The following is a 13,626-nucleotide window of genomic DNA, read 5'->3' as shown; positions in this document are numbered from 1 at the left end:
CCGCAGCGCCCCTTTTTCCCTCCCCCGGATGTACTTCTGACTAGGTGGCCTCAAGCTCACCATTGTCGATCTGCTCTTGCTCGATCGATTCAAAGAGCGCTTTGAAGTTGCCCTCACCGAAACCGTCGTCACCCTTGCGTTCGATGAACTCAAAGAAGATCGGCCCGATCACGGTTTTCGAGAAAATCTGCAACAGGATGCGCGTCTCGCCCCCGTCGACCACGCCTTCGCCGTCGATCAGGATGCCGTGTTTCTGCATGCGGTCCAGCGGCTCTTCGTGGCCGGTCACCCGCTCTTTCGACATCTTGTAATAGGTCTCGGGCGGCCCGGGCATAAACTTCAGCCCATTGTCGGCAATCGCATCGGTGGCGTCATAGATGTTACGCGCACCGACGGCGATATGCTGGATGCCCTCACCGTTGTATTTCTTGAGATAGGCCACGATCTGCCCGGTCTCGCCCCGGTCCTCGTTGATCGGGATGCGAATGCGCCCGCAGGGCGAGGTCAGCGCGCGGCTGGTGAGGCCCGTATATTTGCCTTCGATGTCGAAGAAGCGGATTTCGCGGAAGTTGAACAGGTCGCCGTAGAACTTGAACCAGACGTCCATATTACCCTTGTGCACATTGTGCGTCAGGTGGTCGAGGTAGTAGAACCCCACGCCCTCGGGCTTGGAGGTGGCGATCCAGTCGTATTCCCAGTTGTAGGGCGAGGTGTCGTAATACTGGTCGACGAAGTAAATCAGCGAGCCACCGATGCCCATGATCGCGGGCACGTCGAGCACCTTGCCATCGCCCTTGTATTCCTCGGCCCCATTGGCCACCGCGTGCGCCAGCGCCTTTTGCGCATCCACCACGCGCCAGCCCATCGAGGGGGCGCAGGGGCCGTGCTTTTCGACAAAACGCGCGGCAAAGCTCTCGGGGTCGTGGTTCAAGACGTAGGTGATGTCGCCCTGCTGCCAAAGCTCGATCTTCTTGGTCTTGTGATTGGCGACATGGGCATAGCCCATTTTGGTGAAGACATCGCGCAGCGCCTGTGGGTCGGGGCTGGCAAATTCGACGAACTCGAAACCATCGGTACCAGCGGGGTTCTCTGCCGTGATCTGCGATTTCGGGGCGTCATGCGGGAAAGGGCCCATGTCAGTCTCCTCTGCTTTGGGATTTGCCCCAGTCTACGCAGCAACCGCCGCGCGAATTGCGCGTATCGCAGCATTCAACTGGTCAATTTCGCGGAAGTGACGCATATTACCTCCAAACCATGCGGAGATTGCGCATCATGCTCGATGAGATCGACAGGCGGCTGCTAACGGCGCTGCAAAAGAACGCCCACCTCACGGCGCAGGAGTTGGGACAAGAGCTGAACCTCTCCCCCAGCCAAGCCGGGCGCAGGCGTCAGCGGTTGGAGGCGGAGGGCTACATTCGCGGCTATCACGCGCGGCTTGATCCGGTGCGGATGGGGCTGAACGTGCAGGGCTTCGTGCAGGTCCATCTGGGCACCCACGGGCCGGAACATTCGGCGAGCTTTGCCCGGCTCATGGCCACCCGTCCCGAGATTGTGAGCGCTTGGACGATGACGGGGGATGCGGACTACCTCCTGAGGGTCTATTGTGACGATCTGCCGAGCCTGAACAGGCTCATTCACGACGTTCTTCTGCCCCATCAGGCCGTGAGCCGGGTGCATAGCCAGATTGTCATGGACCAACTGAAACAGGACGGGCCGCTGCCCACCTGACGCTGAGAGAGGACCGCAATGGAAGGTTTCCTGTTCCAAGCCTCCGTCTATCTGGCCGCCGCGGTGATTGCCGTGCCCATCGCCGCGCGATTGGGGCTGGGATCGGTGTTGGGCTATCTGGCGGCGGGCATTCTGATCGGGCCGGTGCTGGGCCTTGTCGGGTCCGAGACGAAAGACGTGCAGCATTTCGCGGAATTCGGCGTTGTGATGATGCTCTTCCTGATCGGGCTGGAGTTGGAGCCGCGCGCGCTCTGGGACATGCGCCACCGTCTGCTGGGCTTGGGGGGCTTGCAAGTGCTGCTGTCGACCGCGGCCCTCATGGCCATCGCCATGGCTTACGACCAGCCGTGGCGCGTGGCACTGGCAATCGGGTTGACGCTGGCGCTGTCTTCGACGGCCATCGTGTTGCAAACCCTCTCGGAAAAGGGGCTGATGCGAACCCAAGGGGGCCGCTCCGTCTTCTCTGTCCTGCTGACGCAGGATATCGCGGTGATCCCCATCCTCGCCTTCCTGCCGTTGCTCGCCACGGGCATTCCGGGCGGGCTTCTGCCCGATGGGTCAATCTCGCTCGACCCTGAGGCGGTGGAGAATGCCCATCACGGGGCCGAGGGCAGCCACGCGGGCGACGTCGCCCATGCCGCGCAGACCTTCGTGCAGAGCCTGCCGGGCTGGGGCGTTACGCTGGTGACCATCGGAGCGGTCGCCGCAATCATCCTCGTGGGCATCTACCTGACCCGTCCGGTGTTCCGCTACATCCACCTCGCCAAGCTGCGCGAGATGTACACCGCATTGGCGCTGCTGATCGTGGTGGGGATTTCCTCGCTGATGACCGTGGTCGGCTTGTCGCCCGCCCTCGGCGCCTTTCTGGCGGGCGTGGTGCTGGCCAGCAGCGAGTTCCGCCATGAGTTGGAAACCGACCTCGAACCCTTTAAGGGGCTGCTCTTGGGGCTGTTTTTCATCACCGTGGGGGCGGGCATCAACTTTGTCCTGCTGTTCGAAAAACCGCTCATCCTGATCTGCATGGCGCTGTTGGTCATCATCGTCAAAGCGCTGATCCTGATGGTGCTGGGCCGCCTCTTCCGCCTCAAAGGCCGCGACGGTTGGCTTTTCACGCTGGCGCTGGCGCAGGCCGGGGAATTTGGCTTTGTGCTGGTCAGCTTTTCCCTCGCCACCGGCGTCATGCCCGACCCGATTGGCGAGACGCTTTTGCTGGTCGTGGCCCTAACCATGCTGATCACGCCGCTGCTTTTCATCCTGCACGACCTGATCAGCCGACGCCTTGACGACGGCGGCCCCGTCATCGCCGATGAGATCGACAGCAGCGGTCCGGTGATCATCGCGGGCGTCGGTCGCTTTGGCCAGATGGTGAACCGGATGGTCCAAGCCAGCGGGTTTCAAACCGTCGTGCTGGACCACAACCCCGAGACCATTGCCGTCATGCGGCGCTTTGGCTTCAAGGGGTTTCTGGGCGATCCGACGCGGCCTGACATCCTGCGCAAGGCAGGGCTGCAAGACGCCAGCGTCTTGGTGGTGGCCCTTGATGACCCAAAATCGGCGGTCTCTCTGATCTCCTACGCGCGGAAAGAGAACCCGAACCTGCATATCGTCAGCCGCGCGCGCGACCGCGAGGAGGTCTACCGCCACTATCAGGCCGGGTCGAATGACATCGTGCGCGAAATGTTCGACAGCTCACTTCGGGCCGGGCGCTATGTGTTGGAAAACATGGGGCTTTCGGATTTCGAGGCGAATGAGGCGCAAAAGCTTTTCTACGCCCATGACCGGGTCTCGGTCCGGGAATTGGCGGCGCTTTGGCGGCCCGATGTGCCGCCTTCGCAGAACGCCGCCTATGTGGCCCGGGCGAAGGAGTTGCAAAAGGATTTGGAGACCGCCTTTCTCAACCTTGGCGAGGACAAGGGCAAGGAAAGCGCCTGAACCGGGCAGCCCCCCTTTTTCTTTGGGGGGGGCCGCCCGCACCGCCCTATGCGTCGCTGACGCCCGCTTCGGCAAAAGTGGCCATACCCGCGTGACAGGCAAGCGCGGTCTTGAGGATGCCAATCGCCAAGCCCGCGCCTGAGCCCTCCCCCAGACGCAGGTTCAACTCCAGCAGCGGCTCCTTGTCCAACGCGCCCAAGAGCCGCCGGTGACCGCTTTCCGCGCTGAGATGCCCCGCGACGCAGTGATCCAGCGCGCCGGGTGCCGTGCGCGCGAGGCTGAGCGCGGCGGCACAGCAGATGAAACCGTCGAGGATCACCGGGATGCGCAAGGCCCGCGCCCGCGCCAGTGCTCCGGCCATCGCGGCCAATTCCCGCCCCCCGAGGCGGCGCAGCTGCTCTAGCCCATCGCCCTTGTCCGCATGCAGGGCGACACCCTCGGCCACGACCTCGGTCTTCAGTGACAGGCCCGCGTCATCCACCCCGGTGCCGCGCCCGGTCCAGAACTCCGCCCCGCCGCCCAAAAGCGCCGTGGCAAGTGCCGCCGCCGAGGTGGTGTTGGCGATGCCCATCTCACCCACGACAAGCAGATCGGCCTCGGGATTCACCGCCTCCCAGCCCGCCCGGAGCGCCTCGACGAATTCGTCTTCCGCCATCGCGGGCGCGACCGTGAAATCCTCGGTGGGCCTGTCCAAGGACAGCGGCACCACGTCGAGGCTCGCGCCATTGACCCGCGCGATCTGATTGATCGCCGCCCCGCCGTGCTGAAAATTCGCCACCATCTGCGCGGTCACCTCTGCCGGGAAGGCCGAGACGCCCCGCGCGGCGACCCCGTGGTTGCCTGCAAACACGATGATCTGGGGCGCGGCGATCTCGGCCCGCGCCCCGCCGCGCCAGCCGCGATACCAGACCGCGAGGTCTTCCAACCGGCCAAGCGCGCCGGGGGGTTTGGTCAGCATGGCGTCATGGGCCCGCGCCTCTGCCATCGCCGCGTCGTCGCAGGCGGGCATCGCACGCAGCAGGCTGCGAAATTCGGTAAGACTGGCGAAAGACGTGTTCATATACGGCCCTTTGCGGATTGATATTCAATCGTTTCTAGCCTTAGCCTGTCGGCGCTGAAAGTGCCGAAGGGGCGAAATAATGGCCATTCCCGACATCACCGCCCTGAGGCAGGTCTTCCGGCTCCGCGACATCGCCGTGGCCTTTGCATTGCTGACCCGCCTGCCCCTGCCACATTTCCATTTCCCGACCGAGCCGCACCGCCCCCCGGCCCGCAGCGCTTGGGCCTATCCGCTGGTCGGGATTGTGTTGGCGCTGATTGCCGGGACCGTTGGTGTGGCGCTGACGCGCCTAGGCGCGACGCCGCCGCTGGTGGCCGCCTTCGTGGTGCTGACGCTGGTGATGCTGAGCGGGGCGATGCATGAGGATGGCCTTGCCGATTGCGCCGATGGGTTCTGGGGCGGCTGGACCCGCGAAAAGCGCCTGAAAATCATGAAAGACAGCGTGATCGGCACCTATGGCGTCGTGGCGCTGGTGCTGTCGCTTTTGCTGCGTTGGTATCTCATCAGCGAATTGATCACGGATGAGGCGCTGATTTGGGCGCTGGTCGTCGCCTCCTGCGCATCGCGGGCGGCAATGGTCTGGGTGATGGACAGCCTGCCCACCGCCCGCCGCGACGGGCTGTCTGACCGTACGGGCCGCCCCGGTGAATTGGCGACGGCGGTTGCCGTGTTGATCGGCGTGGGGGTGATCGTGATGGCACCGGACTATTCGGCGTGGCGTTTAGCGCTGTTGGGGCTTCTGGCCGCGCTGGTGGTCCGTCAAATCGCCAAGCGCAAGATCGGCGGACAGACCGGAGATGTCTTAGGCGCCACCCAGCAGGTAACCGAAATTGCCCTGCTAACTGGCTGTCAGATGATGGCCTATGGCTGGCAGGCCATTCCATAAAAAAAACCACGCCCCCGGAAGGGACGCGGCCTTTTCTTAAATTCTGCGGCCTTTAGGCGGCGACGCGGCTTTCCAGCACATCGCCGACCTGTTTCGCAGCGGCGAGTTCGTCGCCCCCCGAAACAGCGGCCACTTCACGGGTCAGGCGCTCAAGCGCTGCTTCGTAAAGCTGACGCTCGGAATAGCTCTGCTCGCGCTGGTCGTCGGTGCGGTGCAGGTCGCGCACAACCTCGGCGATGGCAATCAGATCGCCGGAGTTGATCTTTTGCTCATACTCCTGCGCGCGGCGGGACCACATGGCGCGCTTGACCTTGGCCTTGCCCTTGAGCGTCTTCATCGCATGGTTGATCACATCGGGTGTCGACAGGGCGCGCATGCCGATTTCGGTCGCCTTATGGGTCGGCACCCGCAGGGTCATCTTGTCTTTTTCAAAGGAAATTACGAAGAGCTCCAGCGCGATGCCGGCAACTTCCTGCTCCTCAATCGAGACGATCTGCCCGACGCCATGCGCAGGGTAGACGACGAATTCATTGGGGCGGAAATCAAGCTTTTTCGATTTGGTCATATAGATCGCTCCTTGGCGCGCGGGGGAAGCCCCGCCATTAACTCAGACACCTGAACAGCACGTAAAACGCATGCGAAACGCAGCCTGAGCGGTCTGCGTTCGGGTGCGTTTGAGTTAGAAATGTGAGGTCAACCTTGGCAGCAGGGTCGAAACATTATCAGGCTCGTGTGTTACAGCTTGAAGACACTATAGCACAGAATCACGCCTTTCGGAAGCGCCCCCAAGCCGCCATCGGCGGTTTCCCGGTCAATTCAGCGGGTTAACACGCAAAGTTGAGGTCACAGAGTTGTCACAGGGCGCGAATCGCCGTGCCTTAGCCGCCCTCGCCCGGTTTTTCGGAGAAGAGCTCCATCTTGCCCTCTTTGCCATCCATCTCTTCCGCTTCGGGCAGCGGGTCTTTCTTGGTGATGATGACGGGCCAAAGTTCGGAATACTTGCGGTTGAACTCCACCCATTTTTCCATATCCGGCTCGGTGTCCGGGCGGATCGCGTCGGCGGGGCACTCGGGCTCGCAAACGCCGCAATCGATGCATTCGTCGGGGTGGATCACCAGCATGTTCTCGCCTTCATAGAAGCAGTCCACCGGGCACACTTCGACGCAGTCGGTGTATTTGCAAGCGATGCAGGCGTCATTCACGATATAGGTCATGCGGAAACTCTGGCTGGATATGTGAGAGACTAGCTAAACCGGGGCGCGGGATCATTCAAGGTGGCGCGCCTTAGAAAGATCAAGCTGCCTGCGGTCGCGCTTGGTCGGGCGGCCCTTTCCCTCGAAACCGGGATTTTCGGGCTGTCTGTCCTTTGATTTGGGCTGCGGCGGGGACAGATCGGTGTAAAGCGCCTGTGCCTCGGGGGCAGGGCCGCGCCGATGGCCAATCGCTTCGATCTGGATCACCCGCACATGATCGCCCTGCGTAAAGGTCAGCACATCGCCGGGGCCGACACTGCTGGCGCGTTTCTGCGTCGGCGTGCCGTTGATCCGAACCGCGCCGCCCGCCACCTGCGCGGCAGCGAGCGAACGGGTTTTGAAAAAGCGGGCGTGCCACAACCATTTGTCCAGCCGCAGTTTCGCGCCCGCCTCCACTTACTTGTCGTCCTTCAGCCCCATCAACGCGGCGGCAAAGGGGTTGTCAGGGTCGATCTGCTTTTCCTTACGCGGAGGACGGGCAGAGAAGTTCTGCGACTTACCGCCCTTGTCCCCGCCGGGCTTGCGCCCTTTGCCCTTGGCAGGCTTGCCACGCGGCTTGCCTTGCCCTTGATTGCGGTCCCCGCCGCGACGGTTGCCACCGCCATTGCCACGGGGAGCGCGCGCCCAAGTGAAGATGTAATAGGTCTCCATCTCCGGCCCGGCGACATCGGCATCGGGCGCGGTGCCCTGCGGGATTTCTTCCGCTGGCACTTCGGGGATGTTGGTGTCAACCTCAGGCTCTTCGGAGGCCACATCGGCCATGGGGGCGATGCCATCGTCGGGCATCTGCGCCACACCCGCAGGGCGGTCGTCGGGGTTGGTCTCATCCGAAGGGGTATCGATGATACCGCCTGCAGGTTCCTCGGCGTCGACATCCATGATCGGCTTGTCGGCTGCGTCGTCACCGAGCAGATCGCTGTCGAGTTTCTCTGGCACCACGGTATCGGCGGAGGGGTCCATCGCGTCATGGCTGCCGTCTTTGGGCATCACCACATCGACGGGTTTCACCTTGGTCCGCTCATCCTTCTCTGCCTTATAGCCCAGACCTTCCATCAGGTCGGCGAATTGCTCAAGCGTCATGCCGGTGATCGACAGCATGTCAGGCTTGGCCTCGAACCCGCCGCGCGAATCTTCGGCCCGCAGCATATCAGCGAGACGTTCCAGCATGTCGATGCGGATCGCGCGTTTGCCGGCGTTGCGGTAGCCCGACATGGTGTCGGCCCCGGCGGGCGCTTCGGTTTCGACCGGAATGGTCACCAGACCGGGCGGGGGGGATTCTGGGAATTCGTTCAGCCCTTTGGCCAGCGACCAGAGCACCAGACGCAGACGTGTCGGCGCGGGTTTGAGCATCAGCGGCATGAAGATGGTGAACTGGCCAAAACGAATGCCATGTTTGCGCAGCGCACCGCGGGCGTCTTGATCCAGCGCCTTCACATCCTCGGCGACTTGGGCGCGGGGCAGAATGCCGAAATTCTCAACCAGTTGGAAAGCAAAGCCACGGGCCAGACCGGTCAACGTGTCATCCTTGCTCAGCCCCAGCAGCGGCTCGAACAGGGCCGCGACCTTGCGGTCGATGAAGTGCTGGAGGCGGCGTTTTACCTTCTCGGCCACTTCAGGCCCGGCGATATCATCGACAAAGACTTCGACCTGCGGCTTCAGCGCGTCGCTGCCAGCGGTCAGTTTGCCCACCGCAGCGCTGCCCCACATGAGGCCGCCCTGTTCGGTGAAATCAATCTCGGTGTCTGGGGCGTTGTAGAACCGGTCGGCGCGCAGATGGAACTGCGGAGCCAAGGCCTGCAATGCGGCGGTTTTCACCGTTTTGTCTTCAGCCGCACCCGCGCCCTTGTCCACCCGAAAGCGGAACCCGTCCAGCTTGCCTACAAATTCACCTTCAACGGTGACTTCACCGGTCTCGTTTACATCGGCCACCATGGCTTCCTTCTGTCCAAGCCGGCGCAGCAATACACTCGTGCGCCGATCTACAAATCTTTGAGTCAAACGCTCGTGCAGAGCGTCCGACAAGCGGTCTTCTACGACACGCGTCGTGTCGCGCCAATGGCTTTCGTCCTTTGTCCAGCCCTTGCGCTGCGCAACGTAGGTCCATGTGCGAATAAACGCGAGTCGTTTGGACAACGCATCAATGTCGCCATCGGTTCGATCAATTCGTTTGATTTGTCGTGCGAGCCAATCATCGGGGATATATCCGCGCTGGTGCAGATCGTTGAAAATGGTCTCCAAGAGCCCCGCATGTTCCGCATGGCTGATGCCGCGGAAATCGGGAATCCGGCAGACATCCCACAGGAGCCGCACCGAAGCGCCATCCGTGGCCCGGGCAAAAACCTCATCCACCTGCGCCAGCGCCTTGAGCGCGCGCAGATCGTCGGATTCCCGCGCCCTGACCAGCCGCTCGTCTTCGGGCGGCATTTCCAAGGTCTTGATCAGGCGGTCAATGCTGCCGAATTGCAAAGCGTGGTTGCGCCAGTTGATCTTGTTCTGCGGGGTAAAGTTGTGATCCATAATCGCGCGGGCAACGTGATCGTCCAGCGCAGGCGCGTCCCCGGTGGTGCCAAAAGTCCCGGATTTGAACCCGCGCCCTGCCCGCCCCGCGATCTGCGCCAGTTCATTCGGGGCCAGGGGCCGCATCCGCCGCCCGTCAAACTTACTGAGCGCCGAGAAGGCCACATGATCGACATCGAGGTTCAACCCCATGCCGATGGCATCGGTGGCAACCAGATAGTCGACCTCTCCGTTCTGATACATCGCCACCTGCGCATTGCGCGTGCGCGGAGAGAGTGCGCCCATCACCACCGCCGCACCGCCCTTTTGGCGGCGGATCAGCTCGGCGATGGCATATACATTCTCAACCGAAAAGCCGACGATGGCGCTACGAGGCTTCATCCGGCTTATCTTTTTCTGACCTGCATAGATCAATTCGCTCATCCGGTCGCGGCGCATGAAATCGACCCCCGGCACCAGCGCCGCGATGGTGCCGCGCATGGTGTCTGCCCCCATGAACAGCGTCTCATGCAGGCCCCGCGCGCGCAGCAGACGGTCGGTAAAGACATGGCCGCGCTCGGGATCGGCGCAAAGCTGGATCTCGTCGATGGCCACGAAATCCGCACCGATCTCTTGCGGCATCGCCTCGACGGTGCAGACCCAATATTGGGTGCGCGGGGGCACGATACGCTCTTCACCGGTGACCAGCGCCACCACCGAGGGGCCGCGGGCCTTTACGATCCGGTCATAGACCTCGCGCGCCAGCAGGCGCAACGGCAGGCCGATCACCCCCGTACGGTGCGCCAGCATCCTTTCGATCGCATAGGTCGTCTTGCCGGTATTTGTCGGGCCGAGAACGGCCACGACGCGCTTGTTGCCTGCCACCTGTCTATCCTTGAATTAAAGCTCGCGTCCGATGCCGTCCCGGCGCAGACCCTCAAGGGCCGACCGGGCGTCTTCGTGATGCGGGTTGAGGGCGAGCGTCTTGCGGTAAAGTGCGGCCGCGCGGCCCAAATCTCCGAACTCCTGTATCATCACGGCAAGGCCGAAGATCGCGTTGTAATTGTCGGGGTTCAGCGCCAGCGTCCGCTCCAGATCATCCAACGCAGGACCATAGAGGTCGGCCCCGTAATAGGCCTGCGCCCGGGCATGGAACCCTTCGGCGAAACCGGGGGCGTGATCGGTCAGCGCGGTCAAATGCTCGATCGCCAAACGTGCATCGCCATCCGCCATTGCCTCCCGCCCCCGCGACAGCAGCAAATCCATCGCAGCCGAACCGGAGCGCTGCCAATGCGCCTCGATCTCATGGGCTATTCTGGGGGCCTCCTCCGCTGGGGCCTCGCGCAGCTTTTGCATCAGGTCGGGCGGGGCCTTCTCGGCCACGGCCATGCCCGCAAGCAACACAAAGCTACCAACTGCCGCAACGGTATGTTTGAGGTTGACGGGTATGATGCGCATAACAAAACTGAATGTAACAGGCTGCCGCCGCAATTCCAGACGTAGCGGGGCCAAATGCCAAAAAAGGGCGAGCGATGAGCGATATTGTGAACGAAGCGGTAGTGGTGCTGAACGAAAAGCTGGCCGGCAGCGATTTTGACGGCACGGCCAAGTTCGACATCGAAGGTGAAGGCACCGTGATGATGGACGAAAACGGCGCCCGCGCGGCGGACGAAGAGGCCGACGTGACGCTGAGCGCGGATGCCGAAACCTTCCAGTCCATCCTCGAAGGCGACACCAACCCCACATCCGCATTCATGACCGGCAAGCTCAAGATCGACGGCGACATGGGCATGGCGATGAAGCTCGCCGCTGTTCTCGGCTGATGCATCTGGACCCGGCCCCGCTCTACACCGATATCGCCCCCGGCCCCGATGGGGGCCAAGCCCATTGGGCCGAGACATCGGATGGCAAGCGGATCAGGCTGGGTCATTGGCCCTGCGCAGGCGCGCGGGGCACGGTGCTGCTCTTTCCGGGGCGGACCGAATATATCGAAAAATACGGGCTTTGCGCCGCCGATTTCGCGCGGCGCGGCCTTGCCACCATGGCGATCGACTGGCGCGGTCAGGGACTGTCGGACCGGCTTTTGCCCGACGCGCGCGTCGGCCATGTGGATGTTTTCAGCGACTATCAGAAAGACGTCGCCGCCATGCTGCGCGCCGCGCGCAGCCTGAACCTGCCGCGCCCCTATTTCCTGCTGGCCCACTCCATGGGCGGCTGCATCGGCCTGCGTGCCGTGATGGAAGGACTGCCGGTGCAGGCCGTCGCCTTCACCGGCCCGATGTGGGGCATCTATGTCGTCCCGCATCTGCGCGCGCTAGCGTGGTCCTTGGCGCAGTTCATGCCCCGCGTCGGACAGGGCCACCGCCTGCCCCCGGGCACCAAGATCGAAGCCTATCCCGCCATCGCCCCTTTCGAGGACAACCTGCTGACCACCGATCCGCAGATGTACGCGATGATGCGCGATCAACTGGCCGCCCATCCGGAGCTAAGCCTCGGCGGCCCGAGCTTCGTCTGGCTGCGCGAGGCACTGGCCGAGACCAAACACCTCGCCGGACGCTCGGCGCCCAACATTCCCTGCGTCACCTACCTTGGCAGCAACGAGCGTATCGTCGCCACCGACCGCGTTCACAAGCGCATGGCGCAGTGGAAAGGCGGGCGGCTTGAGATCGTACCGGGCGGCGAGCATGAGGTGCTGTTGGAGAGGCCCGAGTTGCGCAAGCCAATCTTCGACGGGCTGGAAAAGCTCTATCTGGGCAATATCACCGGTTAACGCCGCGCCCGCGTCATTTTCCTGTGCAATCCGCCCGCGCCGCCTAGATTGCTTTGGATGACACGCGAACCCGTCCTCAGCTTCACCGAAAACGGCATCTACTGCGCCGCCGGTGACTTCTACATCGACCCCTGGCGCCCCGTCGCCCGGGCGCTGATCACCCATGGCCACGCCGACCACGCCCGCGACGGGATGGGCAGCTATCTGGCGACCCATGCTGCGCTCCCCGTAATGCGCCACCGGTTGGGCGAGATCGCCATTGAGGGCATCGCCTATGGCGAGACGCGCCAGATCGGCGGAGCCACGGTCTCCTTCCACCCCGCGGGCCATGTCCCCGGCAGCGCGCAGATCCGCATCGAGGTCGCGGGCGAGGTCTGGGTCGCTTCGGGCGATTACAAGGTGATCGACGATGGCATGTCCGAGGCTTTCGAGCCGGTCCGCTGCCACCATTTCATTACTGAGAGCACCTTTGGCCTGCCGGTCTTCCGTTGGGCGCCACAGGCCGAGGTAGCAGCCCAGATCAACGACTGGTGGGCGGGCTGCAAGGCGGCGGGCAAGACCGCTTTCCTCGGTGCCTATTCACTGGGCAAGGCACAGAGGCTTCTGTCGATGCTCGACCCCGAGATCGGGCCGATCCTGACCCACACGGCGGTGGAGAACACCAATGAGGTGCTGCGCGGCCAAGGCATTGCGCTAACCGAGACCACGCTGGTCACGCCCGAGCTTAACCCCAAGGAACATCCCGGCGCGCTGGTGCTGGCCCCGCCCTCCGCGCTCGGCAGCCAATGGGCGCGGCGGTTCGGCGCGCAGGAGAGCGCCTTCGCCTCGGGCTGGATGGCGCTGCGCGGGGTGCGCAGGCGGCGCGCGGGGGACCGAGGCTTTGTCATCTCGGACCATGCGGATTGGCATGGGCTGCTCTGGGCGATCCGGGAGACCGGGGCGGAAAACATATATGTTACGCATGGTTACACGGATACCTTCACGCGATACTTGAACGATCAGGGCTGGAACGCCGAAGTCGTGCCGACCCAATTCGAGGGCGACGGGGGCGACAGCGAATGAAGGATTTTGCCACCCTCTTCAACGCCGTCGACCAGACCACCAAGACCACGGTGAAAGTGGCCGCACTGGCCGAGTATTTCACCAGCGCCGCCGAAGATGACCGCCTCTGGACCGTCGCGCTTTTCTCAGGCCGCCGCCCGAAACGCGCCGTGACCACGACCCGCCTGCGCGAATGGGCTTCCGAGGCTTCCGGCGTGCCGCTGTGGCTCTTCGAGGACAGCTATGCCATCGTCGGCGATCTGGCCGAGACCATCGCGCTGGTCCTGCCACCGGTCGAAAGCGAGGACACCGGCACGCTCACCTCGTGGATCAACGCCCTGCGCGGGTTGAAGGATCTCGACGACACGGCGCGCAAGGAATTCGTGCTTTCGGCGTGGCAGCAACTCGGCGGCACCGAGCGGTTTCTCTTCAACAAGCTCATCACCGGCGGCTTTCGCAT

The 13,626-nt window shown here is 63.1% G+C and carries 13 protein-coding genes and 1 pseudogene; 7 read left to right on the top strand and 7 right to left on the bottom strand.

Features of this window, described 5'->3' with window-relative positions; all coding sequences use genetic code 11:
• Positions 1 to 40 precede the first annotated feature (40 nt).
• Positions 41 to 1,135, bottom strand: coding sequence for a 4-hydroxyphenylpyruvate dioxygenase (hppD, locus tag ACGYLA_RS17645; protein WP_394434202.1), 1,095 nt, complete (start codon positions 1,133 to 1,135; stop codon positions 41 to 43).
• Positions 1,136 to 1,272: 137 nt separating this feature from the next.
• On the opposite strand from hppD, the gene ACGYLA_RS17640 reads away from it, so the two are divergent.
• A complete protein-coding gene (locus ACGYLA_RS17640; protein ID WP_271689612.1) occupies positions 1,273 to 1,728 on the top strand; it encodes an Lrp/AsnC family transcriptional regulator in 456 nt (151 codons plus the stop codon).
• Positions 1,729 to 1,746: 18 nt separating this feature from the next.
• Entirely contained in the window at positions 1,747 to 3,660 is a 1,914-nt protein-coding gene (locus ACGYLA_RS17635) for a monovalent cation:proton antiporter-2 (CPA2) family protein (RefSeq protein WP_394434200.1), read from the top strand.
• Positions 3,661 to 3,706: 46 nt separating this feature from the next.
• Here ACGYLA_RS17635 and cobT read toward each other — a convergent pair whose 3' ends face one another.
• Positions 3,707 to 4,720, bottom strand: coding sequence for a nicotinate-nucleotide--dimethylbenzimidazole phosphoribosyltransferase (gene cobT, locus ACGYLA_RS17630; RefSeq protein ID WP_394434197.1), 1,014 nt, complete (start codon positions 4,718 to 4,720; stop codon positions 3,707 to 3,709).
• Positions 4,721 to 4,799: 79 nt separating this feature from the next.
• Between cobT and cobS the strand changes: the two genes are divergently transcribed.
• Positions 4,800 to 5,606: an adenosylcobinamide-GDP ribazoletransferase gene (cobS, locus tag ACGYLA_RS17625; RefSeq protein WP_394434195.1), complete on the top strand. Its 807-nt coding sequence runs from the start codon at positions 4,800 to 4,802 to the stop codon at positions 5,604 to 5,606.
• Positions 5,607 to 5,658: 52 nt separating this feature from the next.
• Here cobS and ACGYLA_RS17620 read toward each other — a convergent pair whose 3' ends face one another.
• From ACGYLA_RS17620 to ACGYLA_RS17600, 5 genes are all read right to left on the bottom strand, one after another.
• The gene (locus ACGYLA_RS17620) at positions 5,659 to 6,171 is read right to left on the bottom strand and encodes a CarD family transcriptional regulator (RefSeq protein ID WP_007120274.1); all 513 of its coding nucleotides are present in this window, start codon (positions 6,169 to 6,171) and stop codon (positions 5,659 to 5,661) included.
• 313 nt (positions 6,172 to 6,484) lie between these two features.
• Complete coding sequence (gene fdxA, locus ACGYLA_RS17615; RefSeq protein ID WP_067262482.1) at positions 6,485 to 6,820, bottom strand: ferredoxin FdxA; 336 nt, start codon at positions 6,818 to 6,820, stop codon at positions 6,485 to 6,487.
• Positions 6,821 to 6,871: 51 nt separating this feature from the next.
• Positions 6,872 to 7,255, bottom strand: a complete 384-nt coding sequence (locus ACGYLA_RS17610; RefSeq protein WP_394434193.1) for an RNA-binding S4 domain-containing protein — start codon at positions 7,253 to 7,255, stop codon at positions 6,872 to 6,874.
• Complete coding sequence (locus ACGYLA_RS17605) at positions 7,256 to 10,240, bottom strand: helicase-related protein (protein WP_394434191.1); 2,985 nt, start codon at positions 10,238 to 10,240, stop codon at positions 7,256 to 7,258.
• Between the two features lie 15 nt (positions 10,241 to 10,255).
• A complete protein-coding gene (locus ACGYLA_RS17600) occupies positions 10,256 to 10,813 on the bottom strand; it encodes a hypothetical protein (protein WP_394434189.1) in 558 nt (185 codons plus the stop codon).
• A 74-nt stretch (positions 10,814 to 10,887) separates the two neighbouring features.
• Between ACGYLA_RS17600 and ACGYLA_RS17595 the strand changes: the two genes are divergently transcribed.
• The 4 genes and pseudogenes from ACGYLA_RS17595 to ACGYLA_RS17580 form a co-directional block, all read left to right on the top strand.
• Positions 10,888 to 11,178, top strand: a complete 291-nt coding sequence (locus tag ACGYLA_RS17595) for an SCP2 sterol-binding domain-containing protein (protein ID WP_067262473.1) — start codon at positions 10,888 to 10,890, stop codon at positions 11,176 to 11,178.
• The gene (locus tag ACGYLA_RS17590) at positions 11,178 to 12,125 is read left to right on the top strand and encodes an alpha/beta fold hydrolase (protein WP_394434187.1); all 948 of its coding nucleotides are present in this window, start codon (positions 11,178 to 11,180) and stop codon (positions 12,123 to 12,125) included. The genes ACGYLA_RS17595 and ACGYLA_RS17590 overlap by 1 nt, the downstream gene beginning before the upstream one ends.
• A gap of 57 nt (positions 12,126 to 12,182) precedes the next feature.
• Positions 12,183 to 13,187, top strand: coding sequence for a ligase-associated DNA damage response exonuclease (locus ACGYLA_RS17585; protein WP_394434184.1), 1,005 nt, complete (start codon positions 12,183 to 12,185; stop codon positions 13,185 to 13,187).
• A pseudogene (locus tag ACGYLA_RS17580) lies at positions 13,184 to 13,626 on the top strand (ATP-dependent DNA ligase); the annotation flags it as partial. The gene ACGYLA_RS17585 and the pseudogene ACGYLA_RS17580, both read left to right, overlap by 4 nt.

This window comes from Sulfitobacter sp. 1A13679 (genome assembly GCF_043557115.1).
GTDB lineage: Bacteria > Pseudomonadota > Alphaproteobacteria > Rhodobacterales > Rhodobacteraceae > Sulfitobacter > Sulfitobacter faviae.
This window is presented reverse-complemented; position numbering and strand designations above follow the sequence as displayed.

Coding starts and splice junctions, on each gene's coding strand:
- hppD (WP_394434202.1), bottom strand. CDS start 1,135: ATGGGCCCTTTCCCGCATGACGCCCCGAAATCGCAGATCACGGCAGAG.
- ACGYLA_RS17640 (WP_271689612.1), top strand. CDS start 1,273: ATGCTCGATGAGATCGACAGGCGGCTGCTAACGGCGCTGCAAAAGAAC.
- ACGYLA_RS17635 (WP_394434200.1), top strand. CDS start 1,747: ATGGAAGGTTTCCTGTTCCAAGCCTCCGTCTATCTGGCCGCCGCGGTG.
- cobT (WP_394434197.1), bottom strand. CDS start 4,720: ATGAACACGTCTTTCGCCAGTCTTACCGAATTTCGCAGCCTGCTGCGT.
- cobS (WP_394434195.1), top strand. CDS start 4,800: ATGGCCATTCCCGACATCACCGCCCTGAGGCAGGTCTTCCGGCTCCGC.
- ACGYLA_RS17620 (WP_007120274.1), bottom strand. CDS start 6,171: ATGACCAAATCGAAAAAGCTTGATTTCCGCCCCAATGAATTCGTCGTC.
- fdxA (WP_067262482.1), bottom strand. CDS start 6,820: ATGACCTATATCGTGAATGACGCCTGCATCGCTTGCAAATACACCGAC.
- ACGYLA_RS17600 (WP_394434189.1), bottom strand. CDS start 10,813: ATGCGCATCATACCCGTCAACCTCAAACATACCGTTGCGGCAGTTGGT.
- ACGYLA_RS17595 (WP_067262473.1), top strand. CDS start 10,888: ATGAGCGATATTGTGAACGAAGCGGTAGTGGTGCTGAACGAAAAGCTG.
- ACGYLA_RS17590 (WP_394434187.1), top strand. CDS start 11,178: ATGCATCTGGACCCGGCCCCGCTCTACACCGATATCGCCCCCGGCCCC.
- ACGYLA_RS17585 (WP_394434184.1), top strand. CDS start 12,183: ATGACACGCGAACCCGTCCTCAGCTTCACCGAAAACGGCATCTACTGC.